Consider the following 17,686-nt stretch of genomic DNA (forward strand, 5'->3'; position numbering starts at 1 on the left):
GTGCGGCGCGTACTCGACGCCCTGTACGACGGGGCCGCCTGGCTGGCGGCCCTGTTCATGGTCGCGCTGCTGGTGGCGGTGCTGCTGTCGGTGCTGGGCCGCGAGCTGCACTTCCACGTCAAGGGAACGGACGCCTATGCCGGCTACTTCATGGCGGCGGCCGGCTTCCTGGCCCTGGCGCACACGCTCAAGCGCGGCGAGCACATCCGCGTGACGCTGCTGCTGTCGCGCCTGGGCCCGCGCGCGCACCGCGGTCTCGAACTGTGGGCCCATGGCCTGGCGGTGCTGCTGTCGGGGCTGCTGGCGTTCTACGCCTGCCGCCTGGCCTGGCAGTCGCACGCGTTCAACGACGTGTCCACCGGCAACGACGCCACGCCGCTGTGGATCCCTCAGATCGGCATGGCCCTGGGCATGGTCATCCTGTTCATCGCCTTCGTGGACGAGTTCGTCTGCGAGCTGCGCGGCCGCACGCGCACCACTCCTGCGGAGATGCTGCGCAATGAATGACCTCGTCGTCACCGCGGCGCTGGTCATCGCGCTGTTCGCCATCCTCGCCTCGGGGGTGTGGATCGGTCTGGCCCTGGCCGGCGTGGCCTGGATCGGCATGCAGCTGTTCGCCGCGCGGCCGGCCGGCGACGCGATGGCCGTTACCATCTGGGGCTCGGCGTCGAGTTGGACGCTGACCGCGCTGCCGCTGTTCGTGTGGATGGGCGAGATCCTGTTCCGAACGCGGCTGTCCAACGACATGTTCCGCGGCCTCGCGCCCTGGATGCAGGGCCTGCCGGGGCGGCTCCTGCACACCAACGTGGCCGGCTGCACCATCTTCGCCGCGGTGTCGGGTTCCAGCGCGGCCACCTGCGCCACCATCGGCAAGATGACGCTGCCCGAGCTCAAGCGGCGCGGCTATCCGGACGACATCGCCGTGGGCTCGCTGGCCGGCGCCGGCACGCTGGGCCTGCTGATCCCGCCGTCGATCATCATGATCGTCTACGGCGTGGCGGCCGAGGTGTCGATCGCGCAGCTGTTCATGGCCGGCGTGCTGCCGGGCCTGCTGCTGGCCGGCCTGTTCTCCGGCTACCTGGTGTGGTGGGCGCTGCGCCATCCGCAGCTCGTGCCGCCGGCCGACGCCTCGCTGAGCCTGATGCAGAAGCTGCACGAGTCGCGCCACCTGATCCCGGTGGTGCTGTTGATCGTGGCCGTGCTCGGTTCCATCTACACCGGCATCGCCACCGCCACCGAGGCGGCGGCGGTGGGCGTGGTGGGAGCCTTGGTGCTGTCGGCGGCCCAGGGATCGCTGAACTGGCAGACCTTCCGCGACTCGCTGCTCGGCGGCACGCGGCTGTACTGCATGATCGCGCTGATCCTCGCCGGCGCGGCCTTTCTCACGCTGAGCATGGGCTACATCGGCCTGCCGCGTCACCTGGCCGAGTGGATCGCCACGCTGGGCCTGTCGCAGTGGCAGCTGCTGCTGGTGCTGGCGGTGTTCTACATCGTGCTGGGCTGCTTCCTCGACGGCATCTCGATGGTGGTGCTGACCATCGGCGTGGTGATGCCCACGGTGGTCAAGGCCGGCATCGACCCGCTGTGGTTCGGCATCTTTGTCGTGCTGGTGGTGGAGATGGCGCAGATCACGCCGCCGGTGGGCTTCAACCTGTTCGTGCTGCAGGGCATGACCGGACGCGAGATCGGCTGGATCGCGCGGGTGACGATGCCGTTCTTCTGGTGCATGGCCGGCGCCATCGTGCTGGTGACCGTGTTCCCGTCGATCGTGACGGTGCTGCCCAAGGTGCTGATGGCACGCTGATGCCGGCGCGAAACGGGGCGGGACAGGCCCCCCGGCTGGGTGGGTAGCAGGTCAGCGGGCAGGGCGGGCGTGCACAAGTCACACCGCTTTGCCGGGGCTGCGTTTACGCTTTGTCACATGACGTCGGGGTGCACCGCACTCCGGCGCCCGTGACCCCTTTTGCTTCCGATGCCGGACTTCGACCTGCCCCTGCCGACGATCGCTGTCGACGCCACCTACGATTGGCAGTGGCCGCGTCCGCCCGTGGCCTGCGAGGTGCCCGACGTGCGGCCCGACGCGTCGGAGCCCTGCCGGGTGGACACCGCCACCGGCGTGTCGGTCACCGGCGACCTGGTGCAGTTCGACGCCGACGCGGCGCAGATGCGCTTTCGCATGAGCCGCGCCGGCGAACCGGTGCTGCTGCCGTTTTCGCGGGTGCGGCGTCTGACGCTCACCACGCCGTTGCGGCTGACCCGACCGCTGCCCGGCGCGCCGGTCGAGCGCGTGCCGCCGCACGCCCAGCTGCGCAGCTTCGTCGTCAACCTCAGCGGCGGCGGCAGCCTGATCGGTGTCACCCGAGGTCATGTCGACCACCCGGCCGGCACGTTCCTGTTCGTTCCCGGCGACCAGGACGGCACGCTGCTGCGCCAGTTCGTGCCGCGCAGCGCGTATGACAGCATCGAGTTCGGCGCGTCCACCGAGGAGCAGGCGGCGCGGCACTGGATCTCCACCCGCGAGGCCCTGCAGGCCGCGCTGGCCGAGCAGGGCCGCCAGCGCATCGTGCCGCTCGGCGAGGCGCTGATGGAATTGGGCCTCGTGGGCCGCGACGCGCTCGACGAGGCGTTGCGCGACACGCGCGTGCCGCCGGGCCTGCCGCTGGGCGAGCGCCTCGTGTACCTGGGCCTGATCGACCGCGGCGACCTCAATGCGGCGCTCGCGCACAAGATGGGCTACCCAATGGTGAACCTGACGCTGCTGCCGGTGGACCGCGCCTGCGCCAGCGTGATCGGCGTGCCCGCGATGCTGGAGCACCGCGCGCTGCCGGTACTGCTGGAGCCGCACCGTCTCGTGGTGGCGGTGGACGAACTGGCGTCGCTGAGCGCGCTCAAGGCTCTGGAATCGCTGGCCGGCCGGCCGGTGGTGCCGGTGCTGGCCTCGCGGGGCCAGCTCACTATTGCGCTGGCCCAGGTCTCGCACGGCACCGACATGTGGGCGCCCAACGTGCCCACGCGGTTCTGACCCGGCCCGAGGCGCGCCCTTCGCACCGCCAGGCCGGCGCTCTGCCCCGCCAAGCCGGCGCTCGCACCGCCAAGCCGGCTCTTTTGCACCGCCAAGCCGGCGCTTTTGCACCGCCAAGCCAGCGCTTTTCACGCCATTGCGGCGGGATCGGCTGCCTAGCATCGGACAAGGCCTCGTCCGTCGACGGGGCGGGCGCATGCCATGTCCGATCTGTCCCGACCTCCGCTTGCCCTGGTGCCCGACGCCACTGCGTGGCGCTGGCCGACCCCGCCGTTCGCCGGCTACCCCGCGGCCCAGCCCGTGGCGGACGTGCCGTGCGAGATCGAAGGCCTGACCAGCGCGGCCATCGGCGCCACGCTGAAGTCGATCGACCTCGCCGCCGGCACGGTGCAGGTGCGCGTGTCGGTCACCGGCACGCAGATGCAGCTGCGCCTGGCCCAGCTGCGCCGCATCGTGCTGACACCGCCGCTGGCCTGCCAGCCGGCCGGCGGCAGCGATCCGCATGCCGGCATGCTGGCGGTGCCGCCCGCGGCCGACTATCGGTTCCAGCTCACGGGTGGCGGCAGCCTCACCGGCCGCAGCCTGGGCCATGTGGACACCGAGTACGGCGTGTTCCTGTTCGCACCGCTGGACGACGCGGGCACCGTGCAGCGCAGCTTCGTGCCGCGCACCAGCTACAGCGCGTTCGAGATCGGCCCGCGCATCGGTGACGTGCTGATCGAGCAGCGCGCCGCCACGCCCGAGCAGGTGGCTCGCGCCGTGGCCGAGCAGACCGAGCTGCGCACGCGCAAGCTCGGCGAGCTGCTGCTGGCGCAACGCATCGTCGACCCGTCGCAGCTGCTGTCGGCCATCGAGCAGCAGGCCCGCATGCCGGTGGTGCGCATCGGCGAGGCGCTGGTGGCGCTGGAGATGATCACGCCTCCGCAGCTGGAGCAGGCGCTCAAGCAGCAGCAGGCCGACCGCGGCGTGCCGCTGGGCGAGCTGCTGGTGCGCGCCGGGCATGTCACCCGCGACGACCTGCAGGTGGCGCTGGCGCGCAAGATGGGCTACCCGGTGGTGGACGTGGCGGCGTTTCCGGTGGAACCCGACGCGGTGCGCGTGCTGCCCTTCGCGCAGGCGCGGCGGCTGCAGGTGCTGCCGCTGCTGCTGCGCGGCAGTCAGCTCGTCGTGGCCATGGTGGACCCGACGCGACGCGACGAGATCGACGCGCTGGAGTTCGCCACCCAGCTCAAGGTGGTGCCGGCCATCGCCCAGGCCGACGCGCTCGGCCCGGCCATCGCCGCCATCTACGCCCGCTTCGGCGCCGACCCCTGGGGCGGCTCGTCGGTGCCAGTGAATCCGGACGACCCGATCGAGTTCTCGCCCAACGACGCGAGCCAGCTGCTGGAGTCCCTGGAGCAGGCGCACTCGCAGCGCGAGGCCGAGGAGGACAAGGGCATCGAGCAGTCGGACAACACGCTCGTGCGTCTGGTCAACACCACCATCATCGAGGCGCACGCGCAGGGCATCTCCGACATCCACATCGAGACCCTGCCCGGGCGCGAGAAGGTGCGCATCCGTTTCCGCAAGGACGGGATGATGCGGCCCTACCTCGAGCTGCCGCACACGTACCGGCAGGCCCTGGTGGCGCGCCTGAAGATCATGTGCGACCTGGACATCAGCGAGCGCCGCAAGCCGCAGGACGGCAAGATCAACTTCGTCAAGTTCTCGCCCAAGCACCCGATCGAGCTGCGCGTGGTGACCATCCCCACGGTGCAGGGCCTGGAGGACGTGGTGCTGCGCATCCTGGCCTCGGCCAAGGCGATCCCGATGGACAAGCTGGAGCTGTCCGAGGGCAACTACCTGCGCCTGCGCGCCGCCGTGGAGCGGCCCTATGGCATGGTGCTGTGCGTCGGCCCCACCGGCAGCGGCAAGACCACCACGCTGCACTCCACGCTCGGCCACCTGAACACCTCGTCGCGCAAGATCTGGACCGCCGAGGACCCGGTGGAGATCTCGCAGCCCGGCCTGCGCCAGGTGCAGGTGAACCCGAAGATCGACTGGACCTTTGCCAAGGCGCTGCGCTCGTTCCTGCGTGCCGACCCGGACGTGATCATGGTGGGCGAGATCCGCGACGCCGAGACCGCGCAGACGGCCATCGAGGCCTCGCTCACCGGCCACCTCGTGATGTCCACGCTGCACACCAACAGCGCGCCCGAGACCGTGACGCGCCTGCTCGACATGGGCATGGACCCGTTCAACTTCGCCGACTCGCTGCTGGCCGTGCTGGCGCAGCGCCTGGTGCGACGGTTGTGCCCGCGCTGCCGCAAGCCGCGCGACGCCAGCGACGAGGAGATCGAGGAACTGCTGGCCGACTGGCGCCACGCCTTCCAGGGCGAAGACGCGCCGCCGGCCGACGAGGTGCGCGAGGCCTGGCGCCAGCGCTACACCAGCGCCGGCAAGTGGGTGGCCTACACCGCGCCGGGCTGCGATCACTGCGACCGTACCGGCTTCAAGGGGCGTGCGCCGCTGCACGAACTGATGACCGTTTCGCGCGAGCTGCGCCACCTGATCCAGACCGGCGCGCGCGCCGAGCTGCTGCAGCGTCAGGCGATGGCCGACGGCATGCGCACGCTGCGCCAGGACGGCATCGAGAAGGTGATGTCGGGCGTGACTTCCATCGCGGAGGTGCGGGCGAGTGCCAACTCCTGACGCTGCAGGCCGTGGAAGGTTCACGGCGTGTAGGAAGTTGCCTGACAAGGGCAGTGGAAACAGGGGGACTCAAGTCATGGCCGGCAGCCTCTGTCGCCGATGCAGCGGGACTTCTACAGTTCTTTTCATCGAACTGCCCCTGCACTGGAGAAGGAAGCCATGAACGCCGAACAGATCGTCGCCGAAATCCGCGAAGCCAACCTGTCGTACCTGATGCTGGCCCAGAGCCTGATCCGCGTGGACCGCGAGCAGGCCCTGTACCGCCTGGGCATCGGCGAGGACACCGCCACGATGCTGGCCGGCCTGACCCCGGCGCAGATCATGAAGATCGCGCAGACCAACACGCTGCTGTGCCGCTTCCGGATGGACGACGACATCGTCTGGAACCTGCTCACCAGCCACGGCAAGTCCGCTGCCAACGACCACGTCGGCCGCCTGCACGCCGCCATCCTGCTGGCCGGCCGGCACCAGGAAGCCGCCTGATCATGGCCCGCGTCAAGAGCATCCTCACCGAGGCGCGCCAGATCGAGCGTGCGGTCACGCTGATCAACCTCGGTGCGCGCCTGCAGGTGCTCGAGTCCGAGACCGACCTCAGCTACGAGCGCCTGCTGCGCCTGTACAAGGAGGTCTCCGGCAAGAGCCCGAGCAAGGGGCAGCTGCCGTTCTCGACCGACTGGTTCATGACCTGGCAGCCCAACATCCACGCCAGCCTGTTCCTGAACATCCACGAGTACCTGAACAAGGTGGCCGAGCTCGACGAGATCGACGTCGTCATCAAGGCCTACCAGCTCTACCTGGAGCAGGTGGGCACCCAGGGCCTGGAGCCGATGCTGTCGGTCACGCGGGCCTGGCGCCTGGTGAAGTTCGTCGACAACGGCATGCTGACGATGACCAGGTGTTCCTGCTGCGGTGGGCATTTCGTCACGCACCCGCACGAGATCGCCAAGCACTTCGTGTGCGGCTTGTGCAACCCTCCGGCTCGTGCCGGCAAGGGCAAGGCTGCCGGATCGTTGCGGATGGAGTCTGCGACCACTCACTGATTTCTTGCTTGTCTCCTCCTGGCACAGTGACATGTGCTTTTGACGCGGCCCGGGTTCGTCCCGGCCGCGTCTTTCTCTTTCTGGGGGGACTGCTTGGCTCAAGCGGGCCGGCCGGGCGCCGATAAGAACGCACACCCCGCCCCCAGACCCCCTCCCCATCATGTTCGTCATCGTCGGCTGGCTCGTCGCGCTAGGTTGCATCTTCGGCGTGTACATCGTGCACGGCGGCAACATCGGCGTCATCCTGAAGGCGCTGCCGTTCGAGATGGTCACGATCATGGGCGCGGCCATCGGTGCGTTCATCGCCAACAACCAGCCCAAGGTGCTGAAGGCGTCGCTGGCCGGCTTCGGCCAGTGCTTCAAGGGCAGCAAGTACACCAAGGCGCGCTACATGGAGCTGATGGCGCTGCTGTACGACGTGCTGCAGAAGGCGCGCAAGGAAGGCCTGATGTCGATCGAGAGCGACGTCGAGAACCCGCACGAATCGCCGCTGTTCAAGAAGTACGAGACCGTCAGCCACGACCACCACGTGATGGAGTTCATCACCGACTACCTGCGCATGATGGTGTCGGGCAACCTGAACTCGCACGAGATCGAGTCGCTGATGGACAGCGAGATCGACACGCACCACCATGAGGCGCATGCCGCCGTCGGTGCGATCCAGCGCCTGGCGGGCGGCCTGCCGGCCTTCGGCATCGTGGCCGCCGTGCTGGGCGTGGTGAACACCATGGGCTCGGTGGGCCAGCCGCCCGCCGTGCTGGGCGGCATGATCGGCTCGGCCCTGGTGGGCACCTTCCTCGGCATCCTGCTGGCCTACGGCATCTTCGAGCCGCTGGCCGGCCTGCTGGAGCAGAAGGTCGACGAGGGCAGCAAGGAACTGCAGTGCATCAAGACCACGCTGCTGGCCTCGATGCAGGGGTACGCCCCGCAGGTCGCCGTCGAGTTCGGCCGCAAGGTGCTCTATTCGACCGAGCGCCCCAGCTTTGCGGAGCTTGAGGGCCACGTCAAGGGCAAGAAATGAGCGTCCCCCCCCGTTGCGCCTTCGGCGCTCCCCCCCAGGGGGGCGTCGCCAGCGGACCGGCGAAGCCGGATCCGCGTCGCCCGCTGGATGGGGCGGCTTCGCTGTGCTCGCCTAGCCTGTCGCTGACTGCGGGAGGTCGCGATGGCGGGTGACAGCAAGAAGCTTCAGCCGATCATCGTCAAGAAGATCAAGAAGGGCGGCCATGGGCATCATGGCGGCGCCTGGAAGATCGCCTATGCCGACTTCGTGACGGCGATGATGGCGTTCTTCCTGCTGATGTGGCTGCTGGGATCCACCACGGAAGGCGACAAGAAGGGCATCGCGGACTACTTCAGCTCGCCGCTGAAGGTGGCGCTGCTGTCGTCGGGCTCGGGCGCCGGCGATGCGTCGCACGTGATCAAGGGCGGCGGACAGGACCTCACCCGCAGCACCGGGCAGGTCAAGCGCGGCGACATCGAGGCCAAGCGCGACACGGTCAACCTGCATGTGCTCAAGCAGGAGCAGGTGCGCGCCGAGATCGCGCGGCTGGAAGACCTCAAGCGCAAGGTGGAAGCCAGGATCGCCGCCAGCGAGCGCCTGGCCGGCATGTCGTCGCAGCTGCGGCTGGACATGACGCGCGACGGCCTTCGCATCCAGATCGTCGACGAGCAGAACCGGCCGATGTTCGCCAGCGGCTCGGCCGTCGTGCAGCCCTACATGCGCGAACTGCTGCAGGCCATCGGCAGCGTCCTGATCGAGGTGCCCAACCGGCTCACGCTGGAAGGCCATACCGACGCGCTGCCCTTCGCGGGCGGCGATCGCGGCTACGGCAACTGGGAGCTGTCGGCCGACCGGGCCAACGCCTCGCGCCGCGAGCTGGTGGCCGGCGGCCTGGGCGACGACCGGGTGCTGCGGGTGCAGGGCCTGGCGTCGAGCCAGCCGTTCGACACCGCCGATCCCCGGGCCCCGGCCAACCGGCGCATCAGCATCATCGTGATGAACCGCGACGCCGAGGACCGCATGTTCCGTCCGGAGCCCGAGCCGGTCGCGCCGCCCCTGCCCGACGCCCCCGTGGCGCCGATCGTGAATCCCGTCCCGCCGATCGTCTCAAGGTCGGAGCCGGCCACCCGATAACGAACCATCTGTCCGCCCCACCCGCTGCTGCCATGAGCAATCCCACCGACCTGAAGTTCCTGATCGTCGACGACTTCTCGACCATGCGCCGCATCGTGCGCGGCCTGCTCAAGGAGATGGGCTGCAACAACGCCGACGAAGCCGAGGACGGCGTCGCGGCGCTGAACATGCTCAAGAACCAGAAGTTCGACTTCGTGGTGTCCGACATCAACATGCCCAACATGAACGGCTTCGAGCTGCTCAAGGCGATCAAGGCCGACGACAGCCTGAAGCACCTGCCGGTGCTGATGGTCACCGCCGAGGCGCGCAAGGAGGACATCGTCCTGGCGGCGCAAAGCGGTGCGGCCGGCTACATCGTGAAGCCGTTCACGAAGGCCACGCTGGAAGAGAAGGTCCAGAAGATCATGCAGAAGCTCGGCCAGCCGGCCTGACGCCCTCGGAGCAGAACAACATGAAGATGGATAGCGCCAGCACCCTTTCGCCCGACGCCGCCGCGCCCGACGCGCCGACGCCCGCGGCCGCGACCGCGCCCGCGCCTGCCGACACCACCGAGATCTTCCTGCAGCTGGGCTCGATCACCCGCCTGCTGCACGACACGCTCAAGCAGCTCGGCGTGATGCCCAAGCTGCAGCAGGCCGCCGACGGCCTGCCCGACGCGCGCAGCCGCCTGAACTACATCGCCGAGAAGACGGCCCAGGCCGCCGAGAAGGTGCTCAACTCGGTGGACCAGGCCAAGGCCGAGCATGTCTCGATCGCCGACGCGACGCGGCGCATGGCCCAGGCGATCACCGCCGACCCGGTGAAGGCCGTGGCCACCGGCGCGGTGTTCAACTTCGTGCAGGACGTCGAGCAGCGCACCGCCAAGATCGACGACCACCTGACCGACATCATGATGGCGCAGGACTTCCACGACCTGACCGGCCAGGTGGTGGCCAAGGTGGTCACGCTCGCCGGCGACCTGGAGGACAGCCTGCTCAAGCTGCTGGTGCAGGTGATCCCGCCCGATCAGGCGCACAAGGTCAAGGCCGAGATGCTCAACGGCCCGGTGGTCAACCCCGAGGGTCGCACCGACGTGGTGGCCAACCAGGGCGAGGTGGACGACCTGCTGGCCAGCCTGGGTTTCTAGTTTTCTCGTTGTCTCCAAGGGAACTTGACAGGCCGACCGGCCGGGGAACGCCCCGGCGGCCGGCCTGCTTTCTTTGGGGCGGGCCGGCCGCGCGCTGACACGGCGCGCGCGGCCCAGGGCCGGACAACACCCGGTTTCCCCCCTCTTATCCGCCTCAAGTTCGGCCGCTGCCCGGGCACGATGCCCGGACCATGGCTGAAACCGCCCAGGACCGGCACCTGCCGGCCACCCCCCGCAAGATCCAGAAGGCCCGCGAGGACGGTCAGGTCGCCCGCTCGCGCGACCTTGGCCACTTCGCCGCCGTGGCGGCGGGCGGTGCGATGCTGGTGCTGCTGGCGCCGGCGCTGACCGCCTGGCTGCAGGAGCTGATGGCCGCCGGCCTGCGTTTCGACGCGACCAGCCTCGCCGGGTCGCAGCCGATGTTCGAGCGCCTGGCCGAGTCGGCCACGCGCATGGTGGTCGTGCTGCTGCCGATGGGCATCGTGCTGGCGCTGATGGCGCTGGCCGCGGGCGTGCTGTCCGGCGGCTGGAACTGGACCTGGAAGCCGGTGAGCCCGGACTTCTCCAAGCTCGACCCGATCTCCGGCATCGGCCGCGTGTTCTCCTGGCACCAGCTCGGCGAGACCCTCAAGGCCTGCCTGCTGGCCCTGGTGCTGGGCACGGTGGGCGCGCTGTGGCTGCGCGCCCATGCGCAGGACTTCGCGGCGTCGCTGGCGATGCCGCTGCCTGCGGCCATCGAGCACGGTGCCGGCCGCCTTCAGGCCGGGCTGCTGCTGCTGGTGATCGCGCTGGGCGTCTTCGCCCTGGTGGACGTGCCGCTGCAGCGCTTCCGGCTGATGCAGCGGCTGAAGATGAGCCACCAGGAAATGAAGGAGGAGATGCGCCAGCTCGAGGGCAACATGGAAGTCAAGAGCAAGATGCGCGCGCGCATGCGCGAGGTGGCGCAGCGCCGCATGTTCGCCGCCATCCCCCAGGCCGACCTCGTGGTGATGAACCCGACCCACTACGCGGTGGCGCTGCGCTACGACGACAAGACGATGAGCGCGCCGCGCGTGGTGGCCAAGGGCGCCGATCTGATCGCGCTGCGCATCCGCGACATCGCCCGCGACAGCAAGGTGCCGGTGCTGCAGGCGCCGCCGCTGGCGCGCGCCCTGTACGCCCACACCGAAGTCGACCAGGAAGTGCCGGCCGCGCTGTTCGCCGCCGTGGCGCAGGTGCTGGCCTGGGTGTACCAGCTGCGCGCGTCGATGCGCGGCGACGCCGCCACGCCGGCCGACCCGGTCGAACTGCCGGTGCCGCCCGAACTCGACCCGCACCACAAGCTGCAGGGAGCTGACGCATGAATCCCTGGATGCAGCGCCTGGACGCCATGCTCGGCGTCAACGCCGGGCTGATCCGCAACCTGGCGCCACCGATCTTCATCGTCATCGTGCTGGCGATGATGGTGCTGCCGATCCCGGCCGTGCTGCTGGACGTGTTCTTCACCGTCAACATCGCGCTGGCGCTGCTGGTGATGATGGTGGCGGCCAACATGGTCAAGCCGCTGGACTTCGCGGCCTTCCCCGCGGTGCTGCTGGTGACCACGCTGATGCGCCTGTCGCTCAACGTGGCCTCCACCCGCGTCGTGCTGCTGGACGGCCACACCGGTCCCGGCGCGGCCGGCGCGGTGATCGAGTCGTTCGGCCACTTCCTGATCGGCGGCCACTTCGCGGTCGGCCTGATCGTGTTCGCGGTGCTGGTGGTCATCAACTTCATCGTGGTCACCAAGGGCGCCGAGCGCATCGCCGAGGTGGGCGCGCGCTTCACGCTGGACGCGATGCCCGGCAAGCAGATGGCCATCGACGCCGACCTCAACGCCGGCCTGATCGACGAGAAGGAGGCCAAGCGCCGCCGCTCGGAGGTGGCCGACGAGGCGGAGTTCTTCGGCTCGATGGACGGTGCCAGCAAGTTCGTGCGCGGCGACGCCGTGGCCGGCCTGCTGATCCTGTTCATCAACATCGTCGGCGGCTTCCTGATCGGCGTGATCCAGCACGACCTGAGCGCCACCCAGGCCGCCAACAGCTACATCCTGCTGGCCGTGGGCGACGCGCTGGTGGCGCAGATCCCGGCGCTGCTGATCTCGGTGTCGGCCGCGATGGTGGTGTCGCGCGTGGGCAAGGAGCACAACGTCGGCAGCCAGATCGGCTCCCAGGTGTTCAACTCGGCGCGCTCGCTGGGCCTGGTGGCGGCCATCGTCGGCCTGCTCGGCCTGATCCCCGGCATGCCCAACGCGGTGTTCCTGGTGATCGCCGGCGCCATCGCCTACGGCGCCTACAAGCTGTCGCAGCGCGAGAAGGCCGCCGAGGCCGCCAAGACCATGACGCGCGAGGAAAAGCGCGAGCTCAACCCGGAAGCCACGTGGGACGACCTGATCCCGGTGGACACGCTGGGCCTGGAAGTGGGCTACCGCCTGATCTCGCTGGTGGACGCGCAGCGCGGCGGCGACCTGCTCGGCCGCATCAAGGGCGTGCGCAAGAAGTTCGCGCAGGACGTGGGCTTCCTGCCGCCGCCGGTGCACATCCGCGACAACCTCGAGCTCAAGCCCAGCACCTACCGCGTGTCGCTGCGCGGCGCGGTGGTGGGCGAGGGCGAGGCCTTCCCCGGCATGTTCCTGGCCATCAACCCCGGCGGCGCTACGCAGCAGCTGCTGGGCACGCGCACCACCGACCCCGCCTTCGGCCTGCCCGCGGTGTGGATCGACGAACGCCAGCGCGAGCTCGCCCAAATGAGCGGATTTACGGTGGTTGATTGCTCGACCGTCGTGGCGACCCACCTTTCACACTTGATGCAAGTGAACGCGGCGCGCCTGCTGGGCCGAGTCGAAACCCAGGCGCTCGTGGAACACGTGACGAAATTGGCACCCAAGTTGATCGAGGACGTGATCCCCAAGATGGTCGGCATCGCCACCCTGCAGAGGATGCTCCAGCTGCTGCTGGAGGAAGGCGTCCACATCCGCGACATGCGCTCGATCGTGGAGTGCCTGGCCGAGCATGCCGGCGCCGCCACCGACCCGGCCGAGCTGGCCGCCCGCGTGCGCACCCACCTCGCCCCGGCCATCGTGCAGCAGATCTACGGCCCGTCGCGCGAGCTCGACGTCATCGCGCTGGAGCCCGGCCTGGAGCGCCTGGTGACCCAGGCCCTGACCAGCCCGCATGGCGCCGCGCTCGACCCCGGCGTGGCCGACACCCTGACCCGCAGCGCCGCCGACAGCGCGCGCAGCCAGGAGGACATGGGCGTGCCCGCCTGCCTGCTGGTGCCCGACCCGATCCGCGCGCCGATGGCGCGGCTGCTCAAGCGCAGTGCCCCGCGCCTGAAGGTGCTGGGCCACAGCGAGATTCCTGAAACGCATTCCATCCGCATCGCCTCTGTCATCGGAGCCCCCGCATGAGCCCCAGCAACGTCAAGCGCTTCACCGCCCGCACCTCGCGCGAGGCCCTCGCCCTGGTGCGCCAGGCCTTCGGCCAGGACGCCGTGGTGCTGTCCACGCGGCCGTCCGACGGCGGCGGCGTCGAGGTGCTGGCCATGGCGCCGGACGGCATCAGCCACATCGAGAAGGCCGCCGCCACCGCGCCGGTGGTGCGCGCCGAGCCCGCCGCGCCGGCCAGGCCCGTGCCCGCCAGCGCCGCCGAGGTGCAGCGCGACGTGGCGCAGCTGGCGATGAGCACGCTGTCGTTCCAGGACTATGTGCGCGAGCGCATGCTCAAGCGTCGCCAGGCGCAGCGCGACGCCGTGACGGCGCCGCGCGACGCCGAGCCCGCGCCGGCCGTCGAGCCCACGCTGGCGCCGGCTGCACCCGCCTACCACGCGCCGGCCCAGACCGCGCCCGCGTTCAGTGCGCCGCAGCGCCCCGCGGCGGAGCCGCCGATGCTGCGCGAGCCGGTGCAGCTGGCCGACGTGCCGATGTACGCCGACCCGTCCGACATCGTGCTGCCGGGCCATGCCCAGGCGGGCCTGCGCGCCGCCGCCGAGCAGGCCGCCCGCGCCGACGAGGCCATGATGGCCGAGCTGCGTTCGATGAAGGGCCTGATCGAGGACCGCTTCGGCGCCCTGGCCTTCATGGAGAAGCTGCACATCAGCCCGCGCCGCGCGGCGCTGACGCAGCGCCTGCTGGACGTGGGCTTCTCGCCGATGCTGGTGCGCAAGATGGCCGAGAGCCTGCCCGCCGACGAGGGTGACGAGAACACCTGGGCCGCGGGCGTGCTGGAACGCAACCTGATCGCCGCCGAGCGCGAGAGCGCGCTGGAGGACGCCGGCGGCATCTACGCGCTGGTGGGCGCCACCGGCGTGGGCAAGACCACCACCACCGCCAAGCTCGCCGCCGCCTTCGCCACGCAGCACGGCTCGGGCAACCTGGGCCTGATCACGCTGGACGCCTACCGCGTGGGCGCGCAGGAGCAGCTGCGCACCTACGGCCGCATCCTCGGCGTGCCGGTGCACACCGCGCACGACCGCGCCTCGCTGGAGGACCTGCTCGACCTGCTGTCGGCCAAGAAGATGGTGCTGATCGACACCGCCGGCATGGGCCAGCGCGACGCGCGCACCCGCGAGCTGCTGGAGATGGTGTCGCATCGCGCGATCCAGAAGCTGCTGGTGCTCAATGCCGCGTCCCAGGGCGAGACGCTCGAGGACGTGCTGGCCGCCTACCGCGGCGCCGCCTGCCGCGGCGTGGTGCTGAGCAAGATCGACGAGGCCGTGAAGCTGGGCCCCGTGCTCGACGCGGCCATCCGCCACAAGCTGCGCATCGTGGGCGTGGCCAACGGACAGCGCGTGCCCGAGGACTGGCACCGCCTGTCGGCCCAGGCCCTGGTGCAGCGCGCCATGCGCGTGCAGGCCAGCGCGAGCTGGAAGCTCGACGCCAGCGAGGTGAACCTGGTGTTCGCCAGCTTCGGCGCCGGACGCGCTGCCGCCGCACCGCTGAACGCCTGACCGCACGGCCCGCCACGACGACCGGAACCTCCATGCTCGACACCACCGCCCGCGACTCGCTGCCCCCCGCCGACCAGGCCGACGGCCTGCGCCGCCTGTTCGCCGGCAGCGGCACGCGCTTCGTCGCGGTGGCCGCCAACCCCAACGTGGCTTTCGCCGGTCTCGCGCTCGAGCGCCTGGCCGCCGCCGCGTCGGCCTGCACCGAGCCGCAGCGCAAGGTGCTCGTGGTCGACACCGTGGGAGCCGCGCCCCACGAGATGGCCATGCTGGACCTGGCCGCCTGCATCGAGCCGCTGGACGACCTGCATCCCAAGCTGTCCTACCTGGCCGCGCGCGGCCTGCCGCTTCGCCACGTGGACGCGCGCGGCTCCTGCGAGGGCTTCCTCGAGGCGCTGACCGAGGCCGCGCCCGACGCCGGCGTGGTGATCGTGCACGCCGAGGCCGCCGAGCTGGGCCGCCTGTTCGCACGCCGCGCGCCGCGCCCGCTGCTGCTGGCCGCCGACCACCCCACCAGCGTGACCTCGGCCTACGCCAACATGAAGCTGCTGTCGCAGCGCCACGGCCTGATGGCTTTCGACCTGCTGCTGGTGGCCGCCGCCAGCTCGCCGCGCACGCCGCGCATCGCCGAGCAGATCGCCGCCACCGCCGACCGCTTCGCCGGCGCCGTGCTGCACGACTGGACCGCCATCGACCCCGCCGCGTCGCGCGCCGAGACCGCCGTGCCCGCTGGCCTGATGCGGCTGGCGCACGGCCTGCTGGGCCAGGCCGTGCCCGCCTTCATGGGCGCGCCGCGTGGCGAACGCGCCGCCCGGGCGGCACGGGGAGCGCCATGAAACGCGACCCGAAGCCCGCGCCCGACAAAGACGAACCCGCAGAACCGAGCCCCAGCCCAGGAGCCGCCGACATGTACACCGCCACCGGACGCCTCGACGTGCCAGCCCGTGCTGACGCGCTGCTGCGCCAATACAGCCCCCTCGTGCGACGCCTGGCGCACCAGATGATCGCCAAGCTGCCGGCCAACGTGGAACTGGACGACCTGGTGCAGGTGGGCATGATCGGCCTGCACGACGCGATGGGCCGCTTCGACGCCGCGCAGGGCGTGCAGTTCGAAACCTTCGCCACCCAGCGCATCCGCGGCGCCATGCTCGACGAGCTGCGCAACGGCGACTGGATGAGCCGCGGCGACCGCAAGCAGCAGCGCCAGATCGAGGCCGCGGTGCACAAGCTGGAGCAGCAGTTCGGCCGCGCGCCCGCCGAGAGCGAAATCGCCAGGGAGATGGGCGTCAGCCTGACCGACTACCAGGAGATCCTGACCAAGGTGCGCGGCACGCAGCTGGTGCACCTGGAGGACATGCGCGGCGAGGAGGGCGACGACAGCTACCTCGACCGCCACGTGGCCGACGAGGCCAGCAACCCGCTGGCCATGCTGAACGACCGCCGCATGCGCGAGGCGCTGGTGGAAGCCATCAAGCTGCTGCCCGAGCGCGAGCAGTACGTGATGAGCATGTACTACGAGCACGACATGAATCTCAAGGAGATCGCCGCCGTGCTCAAGGTGACCGAAAGCCGCGTGTGCCAGCTGCACAGCCAGAGCATCGCGCGCCTGAGGGCCAAGCTGCGCGCCTGGTGAGCCGGGAACAGGCTGCGCGCCCGGGTCCGCCGGGTGCAGAGGCCACCCGACTCGCGCCGATGCACTATCCTCGTTGCCCCTTCTCCTCTCGACGGTCAACGTCCGGCGCTCGGACCGGGCAAACCGCCGACGCAACGCATGGTCCGGCTCTTTCGACACGTCTTCGCCTGCATCCTGGCCTTTGCCTTCGCTGCCTCGGGGGCGCAGACCGCCGAACCCGCGGCGCGTCAGCGTCTGGGCATCGCGGTGGTGGCGGGTCACGAACTGCACTTGCTACGCATCGGCGCGCTCGTCTTCGGCAATTCCCGCGGCCTGGTGCAAGCGGCGGATGCGGGCATCGCTGATCAGGTCTACCTGGGCCTCAGGGACGAGATCTCGCTTGAAGCGCGCTACGACATCGCCCGTGTGACCGTCGACATGGCCGACGTCGAGCGGCTGCGGAAAGCGCGCGAGGCCTCGCCCCAGGCGTTCTGGACCAGCAGGCTCAATGAGGTTCATCCGGATCTGGCCGCCCTGGCGGGGCGCTGTGCCTGCGACCTGCTGCTGCTGGCGACCGTGAGCCCGAAGCTGGAGGTGTTCCAGACCAATCAGAGCACACGCGGGCTGACGCTGGTCGAGTACCGCCGGGTGCCGTACCTGCTGGTCCCGCTCCGCTTCGACCTGATCGACGCACGCACGCTCAAGGCCGTGGGTCACGACTCCTGGGCATCGACCGAGCCCGCACCGACGTTGGCCCTTGCTGGCGAACTCGACAAGGTCGCCGCGCTGTCCGACGCCCAGTGGCAAGCCGTCCAGGAAGCGGTGGGCCGGGTTTTCCGCCCCTCGTCGAGATTCGTGTATGGCCGGAGCGAGGTTCGATCGCTGGCGCTGAGCCTGTACGACCTGGGGGTCAGGCCGTCCTGCGCGCTGCAGGCCTATACGGGCCGGACCAGTCAGGCCCAGCGGGACCCGTTGGCGACCGCCTATGTTCCGCCGCCGCAGATGCCGCCCGGTGCGGACGAGGGCAAGTGCCCCGCTGCCACGCGCTGAGGCTTCTTCCCCGGGCGCGGTGCGCCCATCTGCGACCGCTTGCCGGCGG

Annotated in this window: 16 protein-coding genes; all 16 read left to right on the plus strand. The window is 70.2% G+C overall.

The genetic code is table 11. The features are described 5' to 3' along the window. The 16 genes from AC2EAQ_RS15690 to AC2EAQ_RS15765 all read left to right on the plus strand — a co-directional run bounded on the left by AC2EAQ_RS15690 (nucleotide 1) and on the right by AC2EAQ_RS15765 (nucleotide 17,637). The gene (locus AC2EAQ_RS15690; protein ID WP_484645284.1) at nucleotides 1–507 is read left to right on the plus strand and encodes a TRAP transporter small permease; all 507 of its coding nucleotides are present in this window, start codon (nucleotides 1–3) and stop codon (nucleotides 505–507) included. Beyond that, nucleotides 500–1,804, plus strand: a complete 1,305-nt coding sequence (locus tag AC2EAQ_RS15695; protein WP_484645285.1) for a TRAP transporter large permease — start codon at nucleotides 500–502, stop codon at nucleotides 1,802–1,804. The genes AC2EAQ_RS15690 and AC2EAQ_RS15695 overlap by 8 nt, the downstream gene beginning before the upstream one ends. A 168-nt stretch (nucleotides 1,805–1,972) precedes the next feature. Continuing rightward, the gene (locus AC2EAQ_RS15700; protein WP_484645286.1) at nucleotides 1,973–3,022 is read left to right on the plus strand and encodes a GspE/PulE/PilB domain-containing protein; all 1,050 of its coding nucleotides are present in this window, start codon (nucleotides 1,973–1,975) and stop codon (nucleotides 3,020–3,022) included. Nucleotides 3,023–3,223: 201 nt separating this feature from the next. Continuing rightward, the gene (locus AC2EAQ_RS15705; protein ID WP_484645287.1) at nucleotides 3,224–5,713 is read left to right on the plus strand and encodes a GspE/PulE family protein; all 2,490 of its coding nucleotides are present in this window, start codon (nucleotides 3,224–3,226) and stop codon (nucleotides 5,711–5,713) included. Between the two features lie 159 nt (nucleotides 5,714–5,872). After that, entirely contained in the window at nucleotides 5,873–6,196 is a 324-nt protein-coding gene (flhD, locus tag AC2EAQ_RS15710) for a flagellar transcriptional regulator FlhD (RefSeq protein ID WP_484645288.1), read from the plus strand. Nucleotides 6,197–6,198: 2 nt separating this feature from the next. Continuing rightward, entirely contained in the window at nucleotides 6,199–6,753 is a 555-nt protein-coding gene (gene flhC / locus AC2EAQ_RS15715; RefSeq protein ID WP_484645289.1) for a flagellar transcriptional regulator FlhC, read from the plus strand. 160 nt (nucleotides 6,754–6,913) lie between these two features. Further along, nucleotides 6,914–7,774: a flagellar motor stator protein MotA gene (motA, locus tag AC2EAQ_RS15720; protein WP_484645290.1), complete on the plus strand. Its 861-nt coding sequence runs from the start codon at nucleotides 6,914–6,916 to the stop codon at nucleotides 7,772–7,774. Nucleotides 7,775–7,915: 141 nt separating this feature from the next. Then, a complete protein-coding gene (gene motB, locus AC2EAQ_RS15725; RefSeq protein ID WP_484645291.1) occupies nucleotides 7,916–8,887 on the plus strand; it encodes a flagellar motor protein MotB in 972 nt (323 codons plus the stop codon). A 32-nt stretch (nucleotides 8,888–8,919) separates the two neighbouring features. After that, complete coding sequence (gene cheY / locus AC2EAQ_RS15730; protein WP_484645292.1) at nucleotides 8,920–9,318, plus strand: chemotaxis response regulator CheY; 399 nt, start codon at nucleotides 8,920–8,922, stop codon at nucleotides 9,316–9,318. Between the two features lie 20 nt (nucleotides 9,319–9,338). Beyond that, on the plus strand, nucleotides 9,339–10,013 hold the full coding sequence (locus AC2EAQ_RS15735) for a protein phosphatase CheZ (RefSeq protein WP_484645293.1): 675 nt from the start codon (nucleotides 9,339–9,341) through the stop codon (nucleotides 10,011–10,013). A gap of 191 nt (nucleotides 10,014–10,204) precedes the next feature. Then, the gene (gene flhB, locus AC2EAQ_RS15740) at nucleotides 10,205–11,356 is read left to right on the plus strand and encodes a flagellar biosynthesis protein FlhB (protein WP_484645294.1); all 1,152 of its coding nucleotides are present in this window, start codon (nucleotides 10,205–10,207) and stop codon (nucleotides 11,354–11,356) included. Further along, nucleotides 11,353–13,440, plus strand: a complete 2,088-nt coding sequence (gene flhA, locus AC2EAQ_RS15745) for a flagellar biosynthesis protein FlhA (RefSeq protein ID WP_484645295.1) — start codon at nucleotides 11,353–11,355, stop codon at nucleotides 13,438–13,440. The genes flhB and flhA overlap by 4 nt, the downstream gene beginning before the upstream one ends. Then, nucleotides 13,437–14,978, plus strand: coding sequence for a flagellar biosynthesis GTPase FlhF (gene flhF / locus AC2EAQ_RS15750; protein WP_484645296.1), 1,542 nt, complete (start codon nucleotides 13,437–13,439; stop codon nucleotides 14,976–14,978). Before flhA ends, flhF begins: the two co-directional genes overlap by 4 nt. A gap of 32 nt (nucleotides 14,979–15,010) precedes the next feature. Then, a complete protein-coding gene (locus AC2EAQ_RS15755) occupies nucleotides 15,011–15,811 on the plus strand; it encodes a MinD/ParA family ATP-binding protein (protein WP_484645297.1) in 801 nt (266 codons plus the stop codon). Between the two features lie 71 nt (nucleotides 15,812–15,882). Next, a complete protein-coding gene (locus AC2EAQ_RS15760) occupies nucleotides 15,883–16,608 on the plus strand; it encodes an RNA polymerase sigma factor FliA (protein WP_484645298.1) in 726 nt (241 codons plus the stop codon). A 138-nt stretch (nucleotides 16,609–16,746) separates the two neighbouring features. After that, on the plus strand, nucleotides 16,747–17,637 hold the full coding sequence (locus AC2EAQ_RS15765; protein ID WP_484645299.1) for a hypothetical protein: 891 nt from the start codon (nucleotides 16,747–16,749) through the stop codon (nucleotides 17,635–17,637). Nucleotides 17,638–17,686: the final 49 nt, after the last annotated feature.

The sequence above is a fragment of the Aquabacterium sp. T101 genome (assembly GCF_057219775.1).